Here is a 23,742-nt window from a genome sequence, read left to right on the forward strand (position 1 = left end):
TACTTATTATTGATTGGTATTGGTCAGATTAAGCAAAAATGCATAATCCATCGCTTGTTGGCGGAGCGCCTTATTACTGTCGGTATTGTGTCCAGACAGCAAATCAGTGACTAACAAATAAGGATTATTTGCTGTCGATGATTCTTTAATACGTGCAATATATTTCGCTGCTTCCCAATAAGGCACGCGACTATCAAATAAACCACTTCTAACTAACATAGCGGGATAATTTTGTGCTGATATATTGTCAAATGGGCTATAAGCACGCATCACATCACGCTCTTCAGACTTATGAGGGTTTCCCCATTCAGCATACTGTTGACCAGTTAATGGGATAGATTCATCAGACATACTGTTTAGTACGTCAACGAATGGTACCTGCAGTACAGCCCCTTTAAATAATTCAGGAAACTGGTTGATTGCTGCAGCAACGAGCGTACCGCCAGCACTACTACCTAGCGCTAAAATATCTCTGTCCACTTTCTGTGCTGATGATGCAATCCGAAATTGTTTCATAGCCTGAGCAACAGCAATAAAATCTTGAATACTATTACGTCGATTTACACCTTTACCTGCTTGGTACCAATCATCACCTTTAAAACCACCACCACGGACATGTGCAATAACATAAACAGCACCTCGATCGACTAGTGAAATAATCTGCGGCATAAAATAAGGACGCATGGTGACGCCATAAGCACCGTAACCGTAAAGGAATACTGGAGAATTATCTTTAAGCATATCCTTGCGATATACCAAAGATACAGGCACCTCTACATCTTGGTGGTTTACACTAATCAGTTTTGAAACATAGTTCTCTGTATCAAATTGGTTATATATATCTGCTTTTGAACTAACTATTTCACCAGTCTCTATATTTAACTTTGTCCATGCTGGCGGCTGACTTAACCCCATAGTACGTATATTAATTGTCTGACTTGAAGGGTTCGTATTACGATCCATCCATCCAACTGATGCCGCTTTTGATAAATTATTACTAAATACTTTTTTTCCTTGATGATCAAAACCTTCTAATAATGTTATTCCTTGTCTTTTCTCTTCAATCACAATACGACGATCAGCAAGGAGCCAACGAATAATCTCCCCTTTAGGTTGAATAATAGGCACCCATTCACGTTGCACATCCTGAGCAGTGTAAATTGCAAAATTCCCCCCTTTGTTAGACTTTATGTAATACTTATCATCCAGCACATCGACATAATACTCGACACTATTCTTTTGAGGTTTAACTAATCTAAGCGCTGCTTTTGAATCAATACTTAATTCTTCTTTACGTAATAGATATTGAACACTCGTATCATGATTATTACTCTGAATAAGAATACTTTTCTCATCGGATGCTATATAAGCAGAAACTAACCAAGCCGGTTTTGTTTCTTGGTATAACGTAACTGATGTGTTTTTATTAATATTTCGTAACACCGCTTTATATGGTCGATACGTATTAACTTCATTTTGAACAACAATAATTTCTTCGTCTGATTTCCAGACTAAAGTATCAGCATACTCGCCACATAACTTAGTCTTTATATTTCCTGAAGCGATATCTATTACTGATATAACATAATTATCATCACCTATAGTATTCTCTGCGATTGCAACTAAACGGTTATTTGGACTAACACTCCAATTCCCTAAGTCATAATAATCATGATTATATGCTCGATCATCAATATTAATTACGACATCTTCGCTGTGATTATTTTTACGTATTAAGACACCTCTCTTCCCTGTATTTAAAATTTTATAATGATATCCATTCATATCTAACCAAGGCTTTTCTGCTTTATATCCAGCCATAGTTTCCCACTCATTGAGCAGATTTTTCTGCTTGCTCACCAATGGTTTTAAATAGCGTTCAGATAGCTCATTTTCATTTTTTAAATGTGCCAAAACTGCCGTACTTTTACGACTATCATCACGTAACCAACAAAGATCACAAAAAGGACTCTGTAACATTGAAGTTAACAAGACAGAACTTAACAACGCAGAACTTAACAACATAATAAACTTATAGAAGTAAATTTTTACACACCATACACATTAATGATAATGAGATCAATAATCATTATCATTTAATTAACGGTAATAAAAATACAAAATTACTATCTTTTGTGTTACATAAAACAGGAATTCTTAGTATGAGTAGCCTCAATATGCATTAAAAATACATACCCTTTTAGTTGTTCACTATTACGCTTCTTATAAACTTAATTACTATAAATCCAAAAGATAACAGCAGAGTTAACACCAACACTAAAACAATAAATATCAATAACTTAACAATTAAATATGACTATTTCTTTAAATGTAATCCTTATCTTTTCATAGCAAATAGATAAGACATTTACCAACAGAAATATGACTAATTGCTGCTGAAACATTCGTAATATCACTGCTTTTTACTGCACTAACATCGTACTGAGTAATCAACTTACACCTTCTTCAATAAGTAAAAGACCAAAGGTTTATCTAAAAAATGTTAATTGATAAAAGTGGCACTAACTCATTAGCATGACATAAAATCAATATACAATTTTAGTTGCTGAAATATGTGCATTAGTGTCTCTGGTGTACACTCGCCCTCATTAACATGAGGCTGTAATCATTAATTTTAAAAGGGCGATTCAACCCAAAAACACTTATCTTTACCTATAAAAAAGGCCCTTAATAGGGCCAATTCAATTATCATTGCTTTTTTATCTATTTAAACTGCATATCTGACAGCTTAGCTATTTCTGTAATTCTCGTATTTACACTACTCAATATAGCCAGTAGTTTATCCATAAATACTCTTTACTATCTTTTGCAAAACAACAAACATACCGCATAAGAATATGACGCTAATAAGTAGAGAGCTGTATCATTTTCTAAGCTGCTTATACGGCAATGAACGTGACCGCGTAACGGTAAATGAGATAACTTATTTTCTAAGCTAATAATGGTACATAATTAACATCAACCAACTTCAACTTTATTGGAGTGCTATTCTCAATCTTTTATAATTAAATAAGTAGCAATTATAATATCAGAGCATTTTGAAGGTAAATTTGAAGTAGCGTTAAAATATCGTCTGGAGTCTAAATCTAAGTGCTTAACTATATTAAAATTAATGACGCACGAAGTTATGCTTCAAGATAATTTAGAATCAGATTGTTATTTTGACACTGCTGAACAACATCTTTTCGCTGAAAATAAAAGCCTTTGTATTCGAGAAATAGAACGGTCAGGAATTAAACTTTGGATAGTTAAAGGGCATCAAGCTGACTGCTGTGAGCCAACAAACATTACTGATACCAATAAAGAAAAAAGTATTATTAAAACAATAGACTATCATATTTTGTTGGCGATAAAGAAAACTCGCAGTCTTTATTTTGTCGGTAAGTTTCATATTACTTTCGATAAACTTGATGGACTAGGTGAGTTTGCCATTATGACTGATGATAATAAATTACTTGATGGTTATCGATCTGAATTAATTATACTCGAAAATATTATAATATGTTCCGGTCAATTAATGAGTTAGCGACTCGGCTTACTCATTAATGCCTCAGATGCGCTACGCAAAAAAAAACTAAATTCAAATAATCACCTAGTATTCATATTACAAAAATAATAACTAAAAAAGACAAGCCCCTTACTTTATTACCTGTAAAATTAATAGCATACAAATATAATTGCTACATGCTATCTATAATTTCTCATACTAGTCGTCGTGCTCTACGACTAATGTCTAGCTATCTGAGACTATTTTCGTTTGGTATAAGATACTAACAACTGAACTTCAATGATTACTTTTAGTAGTAGGTTGATTGGTTATTTTATTTAATAGTGAGCTTCAGGGGGTTATAACAAATAACGACCTTATTCCTGATTATTCTGCGCCCTATTTATAATGCGTTGCCTTCACTTATTAATAATAACTCAATTTATCCATAATATAGAGTCATAGAGTTCTTTGTACCAGAAAGTATATAGCTAACTACTCGGCTAAACCTTCGAGCATGAGTAATTAACATTGTTGGAATTACACATCTTAGAGTATGAGCGAAAGGAATCAAAATGAGCAGTACTTTAGAGTCCGTACATATACAACCAGATCAGCCTCAAATCAATGAGGATGAACTCACTTATGAACAACAACATAAACCAAGTTCGGAATTTGGTTCCCGAGAACAATATTTAGAGCACGAATTACAAATCATGGCGCCTAAACGCTGGCGTCCCAATTTACCGTTTAAAGATTATCGATTTGAGATAGAAGATACCATCCCAGCTCTGGCGGGTACCATTGGTAAAGTTGTTATGGTGGGAGCCATTGCAGCAACCTTTGCTGGGGCTCTAGGACTAAATGAAGGCTTTATTTTAGAAAATGTTCGTTTTGAATTACTCATAGCATCTGTTTTCATTATTCTTTTCTCTGGTTTTTTATTGCCGACCGCTAACCTTGCGGGTACACACGGCCCATTAATCCCTTTAATTCCTATTGTCGTTGCCGCCGGCGGGCATCCTATGGCTTTTGGGTTGCTGATTGGTGCGTTTGGCTTAATCTTAGCCATCAGTAAAGGTGGCAGCATGTTGGCAAATCTCACCAGTAAAGGCGTATGTGGCGGTTTATTGCTCTATCTTGGCTTTGTGGGAACTGCTTCTCAAGTTAAAAATCTATTCGCTTGGGCTGAGGGAATAGGTATGAGTCATATTGCTTTTGTAGTGATCTTTTGCACTATTATTTTATATTCTTTATTGGAACATTTTCGTAAGCGTTGGCTAGCAGTACCTCTTAGCTGCTTGCTGGGTGGTACTTTAGCTTTTGCAATGGGTGCCCCGTTTTCTTTTCAAACCGAGCCTGGTTTGCCCAATATGAACCCTATGTATTGGTGGGGAGAAGATACAGGCTGGATGCTAGGCTTACCTACGCTTGAGCATTTCATGGTGGTATTACCCTTTGCTATTTTAGCAGTGGCTATGTGGTCGCCAGATTTTTTAGGGCATCAAGTGTTTCAAAAAATCAGCTATCCAGAACGTACAGAAAAAGTACATATGAACATTGACGATACCATGACTACGGCTTCAATTCGTCAAACGTTCGGTTCTCTGCTCGGTGGTACTAATTTTACTTCTTCATGGGGTACTTATATCGTACCGGCGGCTATTGCAAAACGTCCTATTCCTGCCGGCGCTTTACTGACGGCTCTGTTCTGTATCATAGCCGCTGTTTGGGGCTACCCAATGGATTTAGCTATATGGCAGCCTGTACTTTGTGTTGCGCTAATTGTTGGGGTATTCGTTCCATTGCTAGAAGCTGGAATGGAAATGACGCGTGAAGGGAAAACCACACAATCGGCAGCGATTGTTGTATTTTCTTCAGCGCTAGTTAACCCAGCATTTGGCTGGTCTCTCGCCATGCTGTTAGATAACTTAGGCTTAATCGGTTGTAAAGAACGTAGTGATGAACTTAGTAAAATGAGCCGTTGGGTGTTGCCTGGAACTATGTTTATTGTGCTAAGTGGTGTGATGGCGTTGGTTGGTCTTCTACCTGGGATACCGGCGATTATCCCAAGTGTTCGTTAACCTTTAAATAAGAGTTATTGAGTGTTTAACCCTTTTTATTATTAAGTTTAATTACGTTGTGAGGTGACGTTTTATTAAATCGTCTTATTACCCAACTGCTTTTAACTCAGTTCAACCCCTAGATTTAAAGCATCAGCTAAGACAGTCTGGCATTTATATTAGCTAGGCTCGATTAATGTTTAGTTTTGATCGGAACACAAAAAGGCCTCGCAATCGCAAGGCCTTAGTTTCATCTATCGAACAATTGTAACAATCCACTTCACTGACTTAATCGCTTTTATCAGTGTTTTGCTGAACTGCACTGGTAAGTGTCTCTCTCAATCAATATCGTCACTATGAATATACGATCTCGTAACCCATACATATGCCTGCTGGATGCTAAGCCATGGAGTTATCCTGCGTTTATTGCATCCCAAATGGGCCACAAAGATATGACAATGGTATTGAAGGTTTATGGCACTTGGATGCCGAGTGGAAATGAATCAGAAATAGAAAAAATGGAGATGGCATTAAGATAATCGTACCCCATCTGTGCCCCATTTGAAAAAGTGACGGTCATAGAACCAAAAAAAACCACGCTCTATCCCAGCAACAAAACATTCAATAAATTAATGTGTTATTCATTAATATCTCTAAACAACACCTGTAACCTATTATTTTTCAATAAAATATAGTGACAACCCAATTATTGTGGATTAGGATAATTGCTATTAGTCGGGGGGCTTTAAGCTGAGATCACCATAATGGTGGGACCCGTTGAACCTGAACCAGTTAGCACTGGCGGAGGGAACTAACTATCAACGATACCACACCGTTAATAGATGCAAGCTTGAGTCACAACTGCACATTCTCATACCGCAGTTTACGCTTTCCTGCTTGATACTTGTTCCTGATGCTGCGCATGAGGAATTATGTATGTCACTTATCACATCGTCACACCACACTGTTACGCCTATTGTGTTAACTATCGCAGGATCGGATAGTGGCGGCGGTGCTGGCATTCAAGCAGATATTAAAGCCATTTCAGCAACAGGTAGTTATGCTTGCTCGGTGATCACCGCAATTACCGCTCAAAATACCCAATGTGTTAGCGGTATACTCGCTATTCCACTTGAGATGGTTGAACAACAGTTAGATGCTGTTTTTACGGATTTAAATGTTCAAGCTGTAAAAATTGGTATGCTCGCTGATAGTGAGATTATTCGGTTAGTTGCGGCTAAAATTCGTCATTATCAACCACAATTTTTAGTTATTGATCCAGTAATGGTTGCCACCAGCGGTGATGTATTATTACAACAACACGCTATAACTACGCTCAAAACTGAATTACTGCCATTAGCTGATATTATTACCCCTAACCTACCAGAAGCCGCTGCATTAACCGGTTTAGAAATCCCACAATCTATGGCTGATATGCAAGCAATGATTAGCGCATTGCGAGACATTAATCCTCATGCCGTGTTACTTAAAGGCGGACATTTAGAACAAAGTAGTGATAGCACTGATTTATTGATTTTAGCTAATAACGTTATCGAGCTAACAACCCCTCGTATTGACACCAACAATACTCATGGCACTGGTTGTACTCTGTCTGCGGCTATCGCCTCCTATTTAGCACAAGGCAATGATCTTACAACAGCAACTACCTTGGCTAAACGCTACATTACCGCAGCCATAACCGCCGCCGATGAACTCAATATTGGTCATGGTCACGGACCTGTTAATCACTTCTTTGCAGGTCATCATCATGTGCGTTGATCTGGAAATCACCATAATTAATGGCAGCTTACGTTATCACTCAAATGGCAGCGCTACCGAAAATATCCCTGTAATTAAGGATCTGAATTTAACGATTGCTGCTAACAAATGGACATGCCTAGTGGGTAAAAGTGGTTGTGGAAAAAGCAGCTTAATTAAATTCTTAGCGGGATTATTAAACGAGACAACTGAATGGCAAGGTCAACTGACTATTTCAGATAATCAGCCTTTAACAGGGCGAGTAGCTTATATGGCACAGCAAGATCTGTTATTGCCTTGGTTAACGGTGTTAGAAAATGTCTGTATTAGTAGTAAGTTCGGCCACCATGCTTCGAACTCAAATCTACAACAACGAGCAATAACATTATTAGAGCACGTCGGCTTAGCAGATAAACAGCAGCTATTACCCCAACAGTTATCTGGTGGTATGCGACAGCGCGTCGCACTTGCTAGAACATTATTGCAAGATCAACCGATTGTATTAATGGACGAACCATTTTCAGCACTCGATGCCGTCACCCGTTATCGCCTCCAAGATCTATTTGTGAAATTACTGAAACATAAAACTGTGGTACTGATTACCCACGATCCTCAGGAAGCAATCCGATTGAGTGATCAGCTGTATATATTACAAGGTCAACCCGCTTTTGCCACTGCATTGTCCTTACCGCCGACATTACCACCACGGCGCTTTGATGCTGAATCTGCTAGCCACCAGCAACGTATTTTTGACATATTGGCACACGATCATGACTGATATTACTCGTTTAATCACCACCAAAGCAGCCCATAAGCAGTCATCTACAACCCATGACCTTGCCGCACCAATACGGTTACTAATCAGTATTAGTGTGCTACTAGGGCTATGGCAACTTACGGTCGTGGTGTTCAACTTACCCAGTTTTATTTTACCACCACCACTGGATGTGGCGCAGCGATTAGTTACGCGATACGACGTGTTACTTCGTAATACTTGGGTCACAGGGCAAGAGATCATTCTTGGACTCATTTTAGGTTTATCGCTAGGGCTATTTTTTGCCTTGCAAATGTTGTTATTTAAACCTGTTAAACGATGGTTATTACCGTTACTGATTGCAAGCCAAGCCATTCCTGTGTTTGCCATCGCGCCAGTGTTAATGCTGTGGTTAGGTTATGGCATTGGCTCCAAGGTTGTTATGGCAGCGTTAATTATCTTTTTCCCTGTTACCACTTGCTGCTATGACGGCTTACGTAATACACCAACCGGTTATCTTGAATTATCAACCACGATGGGCGCGACCAAGTGGCAACAGCTTAAATATATTCGCTTTCCTGCAGCCTTACCTGCGCTGGCTTCTGGGATTCGAGTTGCGGTAGTTATTGCACCGATTGGTGCTGTCGCTGGCGAATGGGTCGGTGCCAGTCAAGGCTTAGGTTATTTAATGCTACAAGCTAATGCTCGCATGATGATTGATGAAATGTTCGCAGCACTCTTCATTTTATCGCTGTTATCGGTAGCACTATATTTCATCACTGATCGGTTATTAAAGCGCCTTATTCCATGGCAACTTTAACAACGCACTTAACACTCTTTTGATACTTACTCTTTAAAGGATTTATTGTGAAACGTATTATTTTAATCTCCGCAGCAATGTTGATACTGTTTGGCTTTTCTGTCAGCGCTAAAGCTAGCACTCCCCCTCAAAAGCTCACCCAAATAAGCCTAATGCTTGATTGGTTTGTAAACCCAAATCATGGCCCGATTATTATTGCTCAACAACGAGGTTATTTTAAACAACACGGTTTAGAAGTCGATATTCAGCAGCCTGCCGATCCGTCATTACCACCGAAATTAGTTGCCGCCAATAAAATAGATCTCGCTGTTTCTTATCAACCGAGTTTAACGATTGATGTCGCTGCTGGCTTACCATTAATCAAAACCGCTACTCTGATTGCGACCCCACTTAATACTTTGATGGTACTAAAGAAAAGTGGCATTACCGATTTATCACAGCTAAAAGGAAAAACCATTGGGATTTCAATCGCAGGTAATGAAGATGCGACCATTGGTACTATGCTTGCAGCTCACGGCGTTAAATTAAGCGATGTTAAAATTGTTAATGTCGGTTGGGCACTCTCATCATCATTGGCTTCAGGTAAAGTTGATGCTATCTGGGGGGGACTACGTAATTTTGAAACCAACCAATTAGCTTTAGAGGGTTATCCAACTATCTCGTTTTTTCCTGAAGAAAACGGCATCCCTAGTTATGATGAATTAATTTTTGTCGCCAATAGCAAACATTATAACCGTCAAGCTATCACGGCTTTTAATGCTGCTATCACCCAAGCAACCACTTATATCATTAATCACCCAGATGCAGCTTGGAAACAATTCATTCAATACGCCCCTGACACCTTAGATAACACGCTTAACCATAAAGCATGGAATGACACTTTAAGCCGATTTGCTTTGCGCCCTGCGGCCGTTGATTTTAAACGTTACGATGATTACGCCCAATTCTTATTTAACCACCACGTTATAACCAAACTACCTCAAGCCAAAAATTACATTGGCAGCTTCTAAGGAGAGATTATCATGACATACCAAGATTTAATTGATGCTTGCCAACCACAATGGCAGACATATACCCACCATTCATTTGTGATGCAACTTGGTCAAGGTACACTGCCGCACACCTGTTTTATGCATTATTTAAAACAAGATTTTTTGTTCTTAAAACAATATGCACGTGCTTATGCGTTAGCCATTTATAAAGCCCGAACGCTAGCCGATATGCGTCGAGCACTGCCAAGTGTAGCCGCTTTACTTGATCACGAAATTGCACATCATGTTGATTATTGTGGTGCTTGGCACCTGACTGAACAAGATATGGAACAAGAAGCTGAAGATGTCGCTACTGTTGCTTATACACGTTATGTATTAGATGCAGGTATGCAAGGGGATATCGTCGATTTATATGTGGCTCTTGCGCCTTGTGCCATTGGTTATGCTGCAATTGGTAATATGTTAATCAATGATACTCAGACAGTGTTTGATACCAACCCTTATCGTAGCTGGATTGATCTTTATAGCGGTGAGGATTATCAGCAAGGTGTCGCTGCTGCAACGGTATATTTAAATAACCTATTAGCAGAAATCTCCGTTCATAGTCAACGTGGCCAACAATTGATTCAAACTTTTAAAGTAGCAACAGAAATGGAAATTGCATTCTGGCAACAAGGACTCAATGTTGGAGTAATCGATAGTGAATAACTCATCAAACGCCACTGTTACTGATGTTTCTATTACCAATGATATTATTGCCGCATTGGCCTTAGTGAGAGAACAAAAACCATTAGTGGTCAATATTACTAATTTTGTCGTCATGAATACTACCGCCAACGCTTTGCTCGCCATTGGAGCTTCACCCATTATGGCGCATTCGCAGCAAGAAATGACAGAGATGATGCAAATTACAGGATCACTAGTAATCAATATCGGTACACTAGATAGTGTATGGATTGAAAGAATGTTATTTGCGGTAGAGCAAGCCAACGCGTACAACAAACCGATCATTTTAGATCCGGTCGGATGTGGTGCGAGTCTACTCCGCACTCAAACAGCACGTACCATTGCCGCTAACGCTAATAATTTGATTATTCGCGGTAATGCTTCAGAGATTATTGCTCTTGCTGGCGAAAGCAGCCAAACCAGAGGTGTTGATGCTCTCGATAGCAGTGATACAGCATTAACCGCTGCGCACTATTTAGCGACACATTATCAAGCTAATGTGGTTATCTCTGGTGAAGTGGATTACGTTGTTAGCGCCACTCGCGTCATTAGCCTTAAAAACGGTCACCACATGATGCCATATATCACAGGAATGGGATGCTCACTAACCGCACTGACTGGCGCATTTGCTGCTGTCGGTGATACTACCGGACTAGCTGCTACTGCGATATTAGCAATCGTTGGTGAAATAGCCGCGAAACATTCAGCAGGCCCTGCAACATTACAACTCAATATTCTCGATGGCTTATATCAGCTTAGTGCCAATCAAATACGTCAGCACCTTCGTATAGGAGTGGTATCATCATTATGAGTAATATCCACAACCCTTATTTATTGTATTTAGTCACCGATGATCAACAAAGCATCACGGCTTTAGAACGCGTGGTACGTGAAGCCGTTGCTGGCGGCGTAACTATGGTACAGGTGCGTGAGAAACACGGTGATGTACGCGAATTTATTCAACGCGCTCAAGCAATTAAAACCATTCTTCAGCAAGTCTATACAGCAACAGGCCATCATATCCCATTGATCATTAATGATCGGGTTGATGTTGCCCTGGTCGTCAATGCCGATGGCGTTCATCTAGGACAAACGGATATGCCCGTCACCCTAGCACGAAAGTTATTAGGTAACGATAAACTGATTGGACTTTCAATTGAAACCGAGCAACAGCTATTAGATTCAGCCTCACTACCGATTGATTACATCGGGCTCAGTGCTATTTTTGCGACCACCACGAAAAACAATTTGCTGACATATTGGGGAATCGAAGGCTTACAGCACGCAGCAGCAATCAGCCGCTTTCCAATTGTAGCCATTGGCGGAATTAATCACTCTAATTTAACTGCAATAATGGAAGCTGGTGCTGACGGTGTTGCGATTGTGTCGGCAATAAGTCATGCAGAGGATCCTCGTCAAGCAACAAAAGAGATAGCAGCATTACTTAGCCAAAATTTACAATAATAAAAAATGGGCTGAAACTCTCAGCCCATTTTAGATTATCAATTCTGTTTTAGTGTTTACGTCTAAATAAACTTAAACCTAACAGTAATAGCAAGCCAAAGATTCCCCAAGAGCCACCCGAACTATTATGTGGAGGTGTAATATTATCATCAATCTTAACACCATCACGATGTTTAACATTAACCTCTATCTGCTGCGTTGCATTATCAACCACTGCTTTGTTAATTGTTGAACCTGTTAATGAAAGCGTAAACGTATAATGACCCGCTTTTAAACCATCAACATTAAACATAATCGTCTGAGCACCATTTTGTTTTAATGCGATGCTAGGTAGAGATATTTCAGGCGTTGGTGAGATTGCTATAGTCGCAATATCCCCTGCTTGTGCCGTTGCTGGCATTGTATAAGGTACGGATAAGCGGCTACCATCAAGTAACATTTGTAGTGGCACCTCACCCGCTTGGTTGTAACGGTATGCTAACGCCAAAATAGCAGGATCATGATCCGATGAGCGGTAAGCGTCGGCACTGTATAATAAATCAATATTGGCGCCTTTATGCTCTTCGTTATAATCAAACAACGTCGATTCCGCCGCATTGATATGCCAATCCGTTGCATCTAAAACGCGATCTTTAAGCGAAGGACTGACAAGAATATGATCAAGCGAGCCAATTTCATCATTATATGAGTAACTATAACCAACGTGTGGTTTACCTTTACTCATCATGTCTACCGCATTGATGTAACCATAACTGTGACTGATCAGCCCACCTTCAGCGCCAAACTGGAGCTGTTCACCAATAAAGGTATCACGCGCAGCTTTAAGTGTTTTTCCTGTTGGATTATCCGTTAATACCAACAATGCATCTTCTTGGCCGTAAGAGTTTAAATCACCAACAATGACGCGATCTCCACCCCATTTTTCCATTTGCTTACCAATTTCGTAAGCTGCTGCCACCCGAAAGTTTTCACAAGAGCCTTGGAAATCAGGATCTTTGACTTTACCTTTCGCTGGATCGAAGTTTTGCCATGTTTCCCAACCTTGCCAGTCTTCCCAACATGTAGAACCTTTTGATTTAAGATGATTAACACCAATGGTTAAACGTTTACCCGTATTATTAATAATGAACGAAGCAGCCAACATATCGCGTTGATAGTTTTTGCCGCTTTCACGCACTTTACCTTTACTATCAACTAATGCGACACCATTTTTATCCGCAACCACAGGCGCTTGCTGTGATGGCATCAATATTTGTTTTACTTGTTCAACAGAAACTCGAGCAGGACGGTAAAGCATACCAGAGGTGATCGCATCACCACCAAACGTATCTAATTTATCAATGATCGTATCGCCGTTAGAATCAATTCCAATAAAGACATAGCGGTTATCAATATGATCTGCTTTAGTGTGATCTGCTGAGTCTTCACGGTTATATTTTAAATTAACACTGTTAACTAAACCTGAAATAGCCCCTGCACGACCATAGCCGTTATTTTCAATTTCCATTAACCCAAGAATATCAGCATCTAAACCATGAATAGCCGCGACAATTTTCGCTTGTTGCCGTTCAAATTCAGCTTCGGAGTCAGCTCCTCGATTTGATTGCTGTGGGTTTGCATCACCACCGAACGGTGAATTAAAGTAATTCAATACATTTAAAGTCGCTACACGTAAACCAAAACTATGATGTTCAGTTTTATCATTCACTATTGGTGTAGGCTGACGAGGCTGATGTTTAATAATGTTTTCAGCTGTAATTGTATTTTGAGTAATTAAACGGAAATTATTATATGAGTAGCTTAACACCCCTTCTAAACCAACAATAGCATCGTTAATGCGCAGCGGATTATTCTGAGGATCAATGCCAAAATCAGGATAATAAGGGATCACGCCATTGGCAGCTTTGCTATCGGTTTCAACATAAAGACGGCGATCGTTATTGTCTGCAGCCTGCTGTTTCGCTTCCTTACTGCCAGCAACATAGTGTTGGTTAGGTTGGAAATTTGGTCGTTCAAATGCTAAGACTAAATTATTACGGTAACCACTGTAATCAAAACTGAACGTACGAGAAATTCGCATTGTTTGATCATCTTCTTGCTCTGGAACAATATCAGTAGGCAAGCGAACTAACATACCTTCATGACGTTCTAGCGTTGCTTGAAAACTATTACCATCTTCAGCAATTTGAACGAGATCGGTTGCTGCTGGCTTTCCAGCATTGGAATTAACGACTTCCAACAAATCATTGGTTGCGACCACTTTGGTCATACCGTAATCTTCTTCAATAAAACCACGAACACAAATTTCTTGACCAATAAGATCTGCATTTAACGGTACATTGGTCTCAACAAATATGCCATTCGATGTAGTATCTACACCATCGTCATCAAATAGATAAAAGCCTTTCTCTAATCCAGTGGTCACAGCACTAACTACGCCCGTTACCAGATATTCTGCATCACTCTTATATTTACCATCAGCAATAAGTGGCGAACGGTATGAACTACCCTGAATCTCACCAATACGTTTTTGACTTATTCCCTTAGCATCACGACAAGGTGTAATAGATACAGATTTCGTGGCTAATATTTCTATCGCTTTATTATTTGAAGAGCCTTCAACATCTTTAGAAATAAATACCTTATCAATACCCGCATAACTCGATGAACTAATAGCAGCACTAACCGCTAACGCCAATAAAGAGAGTGATCTATTATTCATTATTATAATTCCCTTCAATTAAAAATATAGAGATGCGTAAGTATCTTGAACAACTTTATCAATATTAGTTTCAAAGACTATAAAGGTTGAGACTTTCATCCTAGAACGTTCTTTATCCCACCAATGGTTATTGGTTTGGTTTTTATCTGAAACTAACGCGCCATAAGGATCAACCATTTGTTTGCCGTTAAATACTGTAATAATATCCATATTTTCTTCTTGTTTTATTAAAGGCACAGAATTTAGCTTGCACAGTAGTTTAACCAATCAAAAACTCAATATTAAGAGTAAAGTTTTGTGACCTCAATTCCATATAGAGAACAAAACATTAAACAAATAATACTATTTTTCTAATTTGGAATTAATGTAGGAGTTATTATTAATTTATAACGAGGAAGGAATATATATTAATAAAAGTAATAACCAAAATGTATTAACTATATTTATATTAATACGCTAATACAGTTTGATTTATAATTTTCTATTATTTTGTTGTAGATGGTAAGCGTGGCGGCATAGTTGCTCTTTCAATGCTGCACTCATATGACCCCATTTCAAACTCACGACAGATCCACGGTCTATTTTCGTAAATAGTACATAGTAACGTATCGCGATCAACAGCAGCGCACCAACCATCGTCAAGACGTAGCATAACTTCACCACCCCATTCATCAATATCAATGTACTCTTCAGGAACACCTGTATCGGTAATAATCATCACTTCCAACCGACAACAACATGCTTGGCAAGTGCTACAGGTCATACTTGGATCGGGTTCGGTGCTTATATTCGTTATATCAATGGTCATATCTATTATCGCTATGTTTTCTTAGGTGCATAGTAACTCAAACCCACCCTAAAAACACTGACATCATTGTTATTGCTTATACAAGCACTATCCTATTCGTAGTATAAATAGAAATATGATGACAACGTTTAAGTAATCATTCTCCCCTTCACTCGTGTATATATAGATTTACGTCCAGATACTATAAATCCATGCTATTGTAATCAAATCAATAACAAAAAATTAACCAAAAGGATGGTTATGCACGATATTACCACAATGACAATCACGGTTTTTATGGGGTTCTTTGCCATGATGAACCCTATTGCCAATACCGCTGTTTTTGTCGGAATGACAGGGAGTCAAACTCCAGAGCAACGCAAAAAAACCGCATTTAAAGCCCTTACTGCTGCCTTTTTTATTATTGCTACCTTCTGTTTGTTAGGTAAAGGGATCTTTGAATTATTCAGTATTACCTTACCGGCACTGCGACTTTCAGGTGGAATTTTAGTTTTTTTAGTTGGTTATCACATGTTACAAGGTGATAGTTCAAAAATGCACTCAGAATCTAAAAGCAGCGACGCTACCGAAGAGAAAGACATCTCTATTTCGCCATTAGCGTTACCTATTTTAGCTGGCCCTGGTACTATCGCGACAGCAATGAACTACTCCGCATCCGGATCATTTCTACATACTATAATCACCATTGTTGCTTTTGCGACCTTGTGTTTAATTACCCTAGTGTGTTTTCTTTATGGTCCAAAGCTGGTTGATAAGGTCGGTGAAGCAGGAATTACAATTACTACCCGCCTAATGGGATTAATTTTAACGGTTATTGGTATGCAAATGCTAATTCAAGGTGTACATGATGCATTCATGCTGTTTAACGCGACAAATTTAGCGAAATAATTCGCGATTATTTACTCCTCGATGACAAGATAACAGCCTTAACCCTTCCTTTTTTAAGGTTGTTATCTTGCATTGGTTACATTTTCACCCTCGACATTTACAAACAAACCTCTGTATAATTCGCACCCTTTACATCTATCTCTGTTTTCGTGCATCTTCTTTTGGCTTTATTGCCAAAAAATCATCGAATAAAACTGCTAGGAATACCTCTTGATATCTACCGCAAACATTACAATGCAATTTGGCGCTGAGCCGTTATTTGAAAACATTTCAGCTAAGTTTGGCAACGGTAACCGTTATGGTCTTATTGGTGCTAATGGTTGCGGCAAATCAACCTTCATGAAAATCCTTAGTGGCGCACTAGCCCCAAGTTCTGGCAACGTGTCTATCTCTCCAGGACAACGTTTAGGTACTCTAAGCCAAGACCAGTTTGCGTTTGAGCAATACACGGTTGTTGATGCGGTAATTATGGGTGATGCAGCGTTATGGAAAGTAAAGCAAGAACGTGATCGTATTTATGCTCTGCCAGAAATGACAGAAGAAGACGGCATGGCTGTGGCTGAACTAGAAAGCGAATTCGCAGAAATGGATGGCTACAGTGCAGAAAGCCGTGCTGGGCAGTTACTGCTTGATGCTGGTATAGATGAAGAGCTTCACTATGGCTTAATGTCACAAGTAGCACCTGGTTGGAAATTACGTGTGTTATTAGCACAGGCTTTATTCTCTAACCCTGATATATTGCTACTTGATGAACCAACCAACAACTTGGACATCCACACGATTAACTGGCTTGCTGGCGAGTTAAATCAGCGTAAATGTACCATGATCATTATTTCTCACGACCGTCACTTCTTGAACTCTGTATGTACTCACATGGCAGATATCGATTACGGCGAATTACGTATTTACCCTGGTAACTACGAAAAGTTCATTGAGGCATCATCTCTGATTCAAGAACAATTATTATCAGAAAATGCCAAGAAAAGTGCTGAAATTAGTGAGTTACAAGACTTCGTAAACCGCTTTGGCGCTAATGCATCAAAAGCAAAACAAGCAAGTTCTCGCGCGAAAAAAATGGATAAAATCAAACTTGATGAAGTAAAATCTTCAAGTCGATTAAAACCATCATTAAGTTTCAAGCCAGGTAAAGCACTTTACCGTCAAGCACTGATTCTAGAAGAACTCGGTCATGGTTTTGATGGGGAAACATTATTTGAAGGCGGCGATTTAATCCTTGATGCAGGCTCTAAATTAGCTATCATCGGTGAAAACGGCGTTGGTAAAACCACCATGTTACGTTGTTTAGTTAATGAGCTAAAACACAACCACGGTGTGATTAAATGGTCTGAAAATGCATCAATCGGTTACTGTCCTCAAGATAGTTCAGCAGATTTTGATAACGATTTAGGCATATTTGATTGGATTTCACAATGGCGTACTAAAGATCACGATGATCTAGCTGTACGTAGTATCTTAGGCCGTTTATTGTTTACGGCTGACGATATCAACAAGAAAGTGAAGAACTGTTCTGGTGGTGAGAAAAACCGTTTAATCTTTGGCAAACTAATGATGCTAAATATTAACGTATTGGTAATGGATGAACCAACTAACCACATGGACATGGAAGCAATTGAAGCATTAAACAACGCCCTAAAAATATATGAAGGCACGTTGATTTTTGTAAGCCATGACCGCGAATTCGTATCATCATTAGCTACACGCATTATTGATATTCGCGACAAGAAAGTGGTTAACTTCCACGGCACATTTGACGAATACATGTCAAACCTTGCCCTTGAAGGTAAAGTTGCTTAACGCATGATACAAGTAGCAAGTTACCGCATTTGAGATAACTTGCTACTTCACCATCTAAATATCTACCTTGATAGTGTCATTATAGTCCAGCGTTATATTGCTAATATTTGCGACATGACCCACCCAGTATGCGCAGCAGTTTTACCTGTAGATGGATGCGGCAAGCCTTCTAACAATTGCTTTCGCATATTATCAATATGGTATAACTGAATATTAGTCGGGTTTTCAATGATAATTTGTTGCTCTTTATCACCAGAAATAACCTCTATTGGCGCTTCATCAAACACTGAAAAGCGAATTTCACCTTGGCTTCCGTAAATCACGACTTTATCTTGGCGTGAATGACCACCAAAATTCCAACTTCCACTTCCAGTCACCCCATTAGTATGTAACCAACACGCACTCACAGCATCTAACGCGGTATATAAATGCTGTTGATTAATACCTATCCCTTTTACGCTTGCAAAATCACCCAACAAATATCCAAATAAGTCTAAACCATGGCTCGCTAAGTCATCAAAATAACCACCAGCTGCAATCGTTTTATCCGTACGCCAGTTATATTGCTGCGAGAGATCCATTGGATTAGCTGGCTTATTCAAATGCCAACTAATATGACGTATATCTCCAATTTCACCATCATCAAGGAGCTTCTTTATATGATTAAAACGCGGTAAAGAACGACGATAATAAGCAACAAATAATGGTAACTGTACTGCTTCAAATGCAGCAACAATTGCTTGGCAATCTGCATAAGTTGGTGCTAACGGCTTCTCGACACAACAAATTTTCCCAGCTTGAGCAACCTTCAAGGCCAACTCTTTATGGCTATCAGGTGGGGTGGCAATATATATTGCGTCAATCATCGGATCATTAATAAGTACATCAGCATCGGCATGTACTGTCTCTATATTGTGTCGCTGAGCATAATCTTGCGCTAGAACCTGGTCACGACGCATAACAGCCGCTAAAGTGAAATTTGATACTTTATGATAAGCAGGTCCGCTCTTAACCTCAGTGACTGCACCACAACCAATCATGCCCCACCGGATCATCTTCGTGTTCATTACTTAATTCCTTTTCATGGTTATTATTGCTCTGTCACTCACTGTACTCGCTATAGTTTATGCTATAAATTACGTATACTACGAACAAGAATTCCAATTAGATAGTTACTATGACAACCATTACTTTAATTACCAATGTCGGTAATATTGATATTAGCCTTAATAAACAGAAAGCTCCTGTCACTGTACGAAATTTTATTCAATATTGCCGTGATGGCTTTTACAACGATACAATTTTTCATCGTGTTATTGCAGGCTTTATGATTCAAGGCGGTGGTCATAGCGAAGATTTAATAGAAAAGCCAACTCGAGACCCGATTGTTAATGAAGCTAATCGTGGTCTTAAAAACACCATCGGTACGATAGCAATGGCGCGTACAGACGCTCCCCATTCAGCAACGGCACAATTTTTTATTAATCTCGCTGATAATGATTTTCTTGATTACACAGCAACAACAAATAGCGGTTGGGGTTATACCGTCTTCGGCAATGTAACGGCGGGGATGGAGGTTGTAAACCATATCGCCCAAGTTAATACGACAACAACACAAGGCCATGATGATGTGCCGTGTAGTGCAATTATCATCAAACAAGTAACGATTACGGAATAAGCATTCTTTTATTATGTAGGAGCGTTGAATGATAGCCACCGCTCCTACTGCAACACCAAACGATTAATTAACGTGATAACGCTTTCGTTTTAGTAATAATCTCAGCATTCTTCGCTGAAATAGGCATTACTTTTAGCGCATGCACATTACTTCCGCCAGTATTACCAATCGGTACACCATCAATGGCAGTCAATAATGCAGCACCTATAATACGAATTAACTGGCCACTGATTTCTTTAATATCACGCTGTTTAATCGCCCAACGCAACATCAAATAATGAACTTTAACATGCCAGTAGGTTGATTCCTGACCTAGCACATGCGCATTTTCCAAATGTCGAAATGCTGTTATAGGATCATCTTTTTTTTGAGCTCGATATGCACGAATCATTTCTTTTTTAACATAAGGAGCTATATTTTGGCTAAAATTACTCATTATCCCTCCGAGTTATTATTCATCCTTAAATAATTAACCTACGATAGTTCTATTCGCGTAGCGTTACAGCAGTACCAAACGCTAATAATTCACAAGAACCATCCATAATTGCACTCGTTGTAAATCGAACGCCAACAACAGCGTCTGCACCTAATGCTGAAGCATCTGCTTCTAAGCGCGTCATTGCTTGCGCACGTGCCTCATTAAACATTTCGGTATATCCTTTTAATTCTCCACCAACAATTCCTTTTAAGCTTGCCATAATATCACGGCCAATATGCTTAGATTGCACCACATTACCTGTTACTACACCTAGTATAGCGATAATCTCATGCCCAGGAACCGTTTCTGTTGTTGAAAAAATCATTATGTGAAATTCCTCTTAATATTAATTATGAGACACTCAATAAATCAAATACATCTAATTATATATCCCACAATAAAGGAGGTCCCCTCTCAATACAACAAAGGCTGAAAAATATGTGACAGAAACACCTGCTTACATGTAAACTATTGAGTTTACATTTTTTGCCTGATATACTTTTTATACAAATTCAATAGAGTGTAAAAAAATGAAAAAAGGCTTAATTGGACTAGCTCTACTTGCAGGTGGTCTTGTCACATCTCTTCCAGCAACTGCCGGTACGTTTACTTTAGGTCACACTTGGCTACTTGAAATTGGTAACGTTAAAGGAAAGATCCCATTTCCAATTTGTCGTAATGCAAAAGGTTTTAAAATCGAAGCGCAACGTGATCTTAAACTTGATCGTGTAAAAGTACGCTTCCGCAATGGCGAAGAAAAAACCTATAATTATTATCGCGATGTGAAAAAAGATAAAGATACAGGCGCACGTCTATTTGGCTATGAGCGTTGTATTAAGCATATTGAAGTATCAGGAAACTCTGAAGGTACTCGTGCTGGCGTTAAAGTAATCGGTATCGATTAATACACCTTAGAATTAAATTAAAGTAAGGTATTAATCTAAATAGCGTAATATGAACCTAGTATTTAAGGTCTCGTATTACGCTTTTTTATTACTCCGCAATAATATACTATCCTACAGATTTAGAGTTAATAGTAATTTTTACTATTACATTTGAAATAATGGCTGATATAGTAAGAAATACAAAATAAAATACTATTATATCTACAGCAGAAACAGTAAAGTTCAACGCCTTTGCTACCCCAAGTACAATTGGAAATAACCAAGAAACAAATGAAATAGCTCCTACAGCTGCAATTAACGTCATCTCATTTCTCGTTAAAGTCTTTAACGACTGAGTTTTTTATTTTTGGTATAATTAATTTATGTACAAAATTTGTTATATTAATGAATATAATAACAACTGATTATTGATACTGTTTTTTAAATAAGCTTAAATAAATAACCGACAAACACTAAAATAAAATTTATATTCTGATACTATTTATTATATAGATAAAAATATCTCGATAATATCCGCATAATAAATATTATCGAGCAATTGTTATAAATCACTGCAACTACAGGTTACAGCTGGAAAGTAAGTCATTTTATTATTGCGAAATAGAACCATGGCCGTATCGATGAAAGAAACAATATTATTATGTTGTTTAGTTAGTGGCTGCTCATAAATCCAACCACTACAGCCATAACCCACTAAGGGTAAAGTTTCACGATCAATAGCTTGATCCTCGGCAATTTCAATAATAAGAGTGGTTGATGTCGATGATAAACACCATGAGTAACCTTGTACTTCCCCACTGCCACTCACTTTAGAATTAATACTAATAACACCACGATAATACTGGTTATTTATTTCAATCATTCTTTTAACCTAATATTCTTGTAAATAATTTTTAAGACATTTACTCATACACACTATAGTAAAAAACTTAAAATACAAGGAGATAAAAAACTGCAGGCTATAAGTATGCACAAATAGCAATTAAAGAATCAGGTTAAGTAATAATTAAACCCTTATTAATGATATTAAATTTTACAAAAACCAAAATAGCGTTATAGTTTGTATACTGCTTAGTTAGCACAATAATATAAACGTCTTATTTGAAAGATAAAGATATAATACTAGTATTATATTTCCTCTAAAAAGTAGATATATCACTAACTATTTGTGAATATTATCTCATTGAAAAGTAATTTTATGTCAAATAATAAACAACAAATCGAACTACAAAAAGAAATGGGTCCTAACTGGTTTGCATCTGTTATGGGCACAGGTATTATCGCCAATGCTGCTGTTGGTCTACCTTTTATAGGTAAAAGCTTAGTTGGATTTTCAACCGTCGTTTGGTTGATTGCTTTTGCTATGCTGATTTTTATGACAATCTTTAAAAGTTATCAGACAATCACTAAACCACATATCATTACGCGCCAATTTAATGATCCCGTTATGTCGCAGTTCTTTGGTGCTCCACCGATGGCATTTCTCACTGTCGCTGGCGGTACACTTTTACTTGGCTCTCACATTTTCGGTCAAAGTCTTGCGCTTAACATTGCTTGGCCACTATTTTGGATTGGTACTATAAGCGGTATTATTACAGCAATTATTATTCCTTATCGTTTATTTACTCATAATGAAGTACATGATGATGCGGCATTTGGTGGTTGGTTAATGCCTGTTGTACCGCCGATGGTATCAGCAACAATTGGTTCAATGTTTATATCACATATGCCTCATTCAGCAGCTCAACAAACTCTACTTTATGGCATGTACGCCTGTTTCGGTCTCAGTTTAATGGCGTCTGTTATTATTATTACGCTGATTTGGAGTCGTCTAGCGCATGCTGGTACATCAGGTAGTGCTCGTGTGCCAACATTATGGATTGTATTAGGTCCACTAGGCCAATCTATTACTGCTGCGGGTTGTTTAGGTACCGCTGCATTGATTACCGTTAACGAACCAATTGCTAGCGCAATGAATGTAATGGCAATTTTATATGGCGTGCCTATTTGGGGCTTTGCTATGTTGTGGTTCTGTGTAGCAGCATTATTAACCCTACGTGCTATGCGTCGTAAAATGCCGTTCGCATTAACATGGTGGGCATTTACCTTCCCCGTTGGTACATGTGTAACAGGTACAACACAGTTAGCACACCATACTGGTTTACCGGCTTTTCAGTGGGCTGCAATTATTCTATTCGCGTTCTTAATTTTAGCGTGGATTACAGCAGCATTAGGAACATTGAAAGGCTTTAAACAAGGTAAGATCTTCCATAACCCTACATCGGTTATTCATATTAAATCAAAGAAAGGTAATAACTAAATATAAAAATTCCAGTAATCTTTAACTTATAAAGGTTAAAGAT

The 23,742-nt window shown here is 38.4% G+C and carries 24 protein-coding genes and 1 riboswitch; of the genes, 15 read left to right on the top strand and 9 right to left on the bottom strand.

The features are described 5' to 3' along the window. Positions 1-6: 6 nt before the first annotated feature. On the bottom strand, positions 7-2,025 hold the full coding sequence (locus PPBDW_RS17035; RefSeq protein WP_036790706.1) for a prolyl oligopeptidase family serine peptidase: 2,019 nt from the start codon (positions 2,023-2,025) through the stop codon (positions 7-9). A 1,021-nt stretch (positions 2,026-3,046) separates the two neighbouring features. On the opposite strand from PPBDW_RS17035, the gene PPBDW_RS17040 reads away from it, so the two are divergent. From PPBDW_RS17040 to thiE, 10 genes are all read left to right on the top strand, one after another. Beyond that, entirely contained in the window at positions 3,047-3,547 is a 501-nt protein-coding gene (locus PPBDW_RS17040; RefSeq protein ID WP_054262151.1) for a class IV adenylate cyclase, read from the top strand. Between the two features lie 536 nt (positions 3,548-4,083). Then, the gene (locus tag PPBDW_RS17045) at positions 4,084-5,592 is read left to right on the top strand and encodes a DUF3360 domain-containing protein (RefSeq protein WP_036790709.1); all 1,509 of its coding nucleotides are present in this window, start codon (positions 4,084-4,086) and stop codon (positions 5,590-5,592) included. Positions 5,593-5,927: 335 nt separating this feature from the next. Continuing rightward, the gene (locus PPBDW_RS17050; RefSeq protein ID WP_146146330.1) at positions 5,928-6,110 is read left to right on the top strand and encodes a hypothetical protein; all 183 of its coding nucleotides are present in this window, start codon (positions 5,928-5,930) and stop codon (positions 6,108-6,110) included. Positions 6,111-6,297: 187 nt separating this feature from the next. After that, positions 6,298-6,398, top strand: a riboswitch (TPP riboswitch). A gap of 109 nt (positions 6,399-6,507) precedes the next feature. Further along, positions 6,508-7,350 (top strand): bifunctional hydroxymethylpyrimidine kinase/phosphomethylpyrimidine kinase, encoded by an 843-nt coding sequence (thiD, locus tag PPBDW_RS17055; RefSeq protein WP_036790712.1) that lies wholly within the window; start codon positions 6,508-6,510, stop codon positions 7,348-7,350. Further along, a complete protein-coding gene (locus tag PPBDW_RS17060) occupies positions 7,340-8,107 on the top strand; it encodes an ABC transporter ATP-binding protein (RefSeq protein WP_036790715.1) in 768 nt (255 codons plus the stop codon). Before thiD ends, PPBDW_RS17060 begins: the two co-directional genes overlap by 11 nt. Continuing rightward, positions 8,100-8,903 carry an ABC transporter permease gene (locus PPBDW_RS17065; protein ID WP_036790718.1) on the top strand — a complete coding sequence of 268 codons (804 nt, stop codon included), beginning with the start codon at positions 8,100-8,102 and terminating at the stop codon, positions 8,901-8,903. Before PPBDW_RS17060 ends, PPBDW_RS17065 begins: the two co-directional genes overlap by 8 nt. Before the next feature lie 77 nt (positions 8,904-8,980). Next, complete coding sequence (locus PPBDW_RS17070; RefSeq protein WP_156312924.1) at positions 8,981-9,913, top strand: ABC transporter substrate-binding protein; 933 nt, start codon at positions 8,981-8,983, stop codon at positions 9,911-9,913. A gap of 12 nt (positions 9,914-9,925) precedes the next feature. Beyond that, a complete protein-coding gene (gene tenA / locus PPBDW_RS17075; RefSeq protein WP_036790724.1) occupies positions 9,926-10,603 on the top strand; it encodes a thiaminase II in 678 nt (225 codons plus the stop codon). Then, complete coding sequence (gene thiM / locus PPBDW_RS17080; protein ID WP_424022322.1) at positions 10,596-11,432, top strand: hydroxyethylthiazole kinase; 837 nt, start codon at positions 10,596-10,598, stop codon at positions 11,430-11,432. The genes tenA and thiM overlap by 8 nt, the downstream gene beginning before the upstream one ends. Beyond that, positions 11,429-12,085: a thiamine phosphate synthase gene (gene thiE, locus PPBDW_RS17085; protein ID WP_036790726.1), complete on the top strand. Its 657-nt coding sequence runs from the start codon at positions 11,429-11,431 to the stop codon at positions 12,083-12,085. Before thiM ends, thiE begins: the two co-directional genes overlap by 4 nt. A gap of 49 nt (positions 12,086-12,134) precedes the next feature. Here thiE and PPBDW_RS17090 read toward each other — a convergent pair whose 3' ends face one another. The 3 genes from PPBDW_RS17090 to PPBDW_RS17100 all read right to left on the bottom strand — a co-directional run bounded on the left by PPBDW_RS17090 (position 12,135) and on the right by PPBDW_RS17100 (position 15,615). After that, a complete protein-coding gene (locus PPBDW_RS17090; RefSeq protein ID WP_054262152.1) occupies positions 12,135-14,807 on the bottom strand; it encodes an ExeM/NucH family extracellular endonuclease in 2,673 nt (890 codons plus the stop codon). A gap of 18 nt (positions 14,808-14,825) precedes the next feature. Further along, positions 14,826-15,017: a hypothetical protein gene (locus tag PPBDW_RS17095; RefSeq protein ID WP_036790729.1), complete on the bottom strand. Its 192-nt coding sequence runs from the start codon at positions 15,015-15,017 to the stop codon at positions 14,826-14,828. 274 nt (positions 15,018-15,291) lie between these two features. Further along, the gene (locus PPBDW_RS17100; RefSeq protein WP_081278712.1) at positions 15,292-15,615 is read right to left on the bottom strand and encodes a YkgJ family cysteine cluster protein; all 324 of its coding nucleotides are present in this window, start codon (positions 15,613-15,615) and stop codon (positions 15,292-15,294) included. Positions 15,616-15,855: 240 nt separating this feature from the next. On the opposite strand from PPBDW_RS17100, the gene PPBDW_RS17105 reads away from it, so the two are divergent. Beyond that, positions 15,856-16,503: a MarC family protein gene (locus PPBDW_RS17105; RefSeq protein ID WP_036790732.1), complete on the top strand. Its 648-nt coding sequence runs from the start codon at positions 15,856-15,858 to the stop codon at positions 16,501-16,503. Positions 16,504-16,713: 210 nt separating this feature from the next. Beyond that, positions 16,714-18,318, top strand: a complete 1,605-nt coding sequence (locus PPBDW_RS17110; RefSeq protein WP_082386850.1) for an ABC-F family ATPase — start codon at positions 16,714-16,716, stop codon at positions 18,316-18,318. Between the two features lie 92 nt (positions 18,319-18,410). Here the strand turns inward: PPBDW_RS17110 and PPBDW_RS17115 are convergent, their stop codons facing one another. After that, positions 18,411-19,385, bottom strand: a complete 975-nt coding sequence (locus tag PPBDW_RS17115) for a Gfo/Idh/MocA family protein (RefSeq protein WP_036790734.1) — start codon at positions 19,383-19,385, stop codon at positions 18,411-18,413. Between the two features lie 110 nt (positions 19,386-19,495). Between PPBDW_RS17115 and PPBDW_RS17120 the strand changes: the two genes are divergently transcribed. Next, entirely contained in the window at positions 19,496-19,996 is a 501-nt protein-coding gene (locus PPBDW_RS17120) for a peptidylprolyl isomerase (RefSeq protein ID WP_036790737.1), read from the top strand. Positions 19,997-20,063: 67 nt separating this feature from the next. Here the strand turns inward: PPBDW_RS17120 and PPBDW_RS17125 are convergent, their stop codons facing one another. Continuing rightward, entirely contained in the window at positions 20,064-20,432 is a 369-nt protein-coding gene (locus PPBDW_RS17125; RefSeq protein WP_201257795.1) for a DUF3703 domain-containing protein, read from the bottom strand. Positions 20,433-20,481: 49 nt separating this feature from the next. Next, complete coding sequence (locus PPBDW_RS17130; RefSeq protein WP_036790739.1) at positions 20,482-20,799, bottom strand: heavy metal-binding domain-containing protein; 318 nt, start codon at positions 20,797-20,799, stop codon at positions 20,482-20,484. A gap of 205 nt (positions 20,800-21,004) precedes the next feature. Here PPBDW_RS17130 and PPBDW_RS17135 point away from each other — a divergent pair, with 205 nt between their 5' ends. Continuing rightward, entirely contained in the window at positions 21,005-21,379 is a 375-nt protein-coding gene (locus PPBDW_RS17135; protein WP_036790740.1) for a DUF2541 family protein, read from the top strand. A 106-nt stretch (positions 21,380-21,485) separates the two neighbouring features. Here the strand turns inward: PPBDW_RS17135 and PPBDW_RS17140 are convergent, their stop codons facing one another. Together PPBDW_RS17140 and PPBDW_RS17145 are read right to left on the bottom strand one after the other, a co-directional pair. Continuing rightward, the gene (locus PPBDW_RS17140; protein ID WP_036790741.1) at positions 21,486-21,683 is read right to left on the bottom strand and encodes a hypothetical protein; all 198 of its coding nucleotides are present in this window, start codon (positions 21,681-21,683) and stop codon (positions 21,486-21,488) included. Positions 21,684-21,920: 237 nt separating this feature from the next. Further along, entirely contained in the window at positions 21,921-22,241 is a 321-nt protein-coding gene (locus PPBDW_RS17145; protein WP_036790742.1) for a hypothetical protein, read from the bottom strand. A gap of 336 nt (positions 22,242-22,577) precedes the next feature. Between PPBDW_RS17145 and PPBDW_RS17150 the strand changes: the two genes are divergently transcribed. Continuing rightward, entirely contained in the window at positions 22,578-23,699 is a 1,122-nt protein-coding gene (locus PPBDW_RS17150) for a TDT family transporter (RefSeq protein WP_036790743.1), read from the top strand. Positions 23,700-23,742: the final 43 nt, after the last annotated feature.

The sequence above is a fragment of the Photobacterium kishitanii genome (genome assembly GCF_000613045.3).
GTDB lineage: Bacteria > Pseudomonadota > Gammaproteobacteria > Enterobacterales > Vibrionaceae > Photobacterium > Photobacterium kishitanii.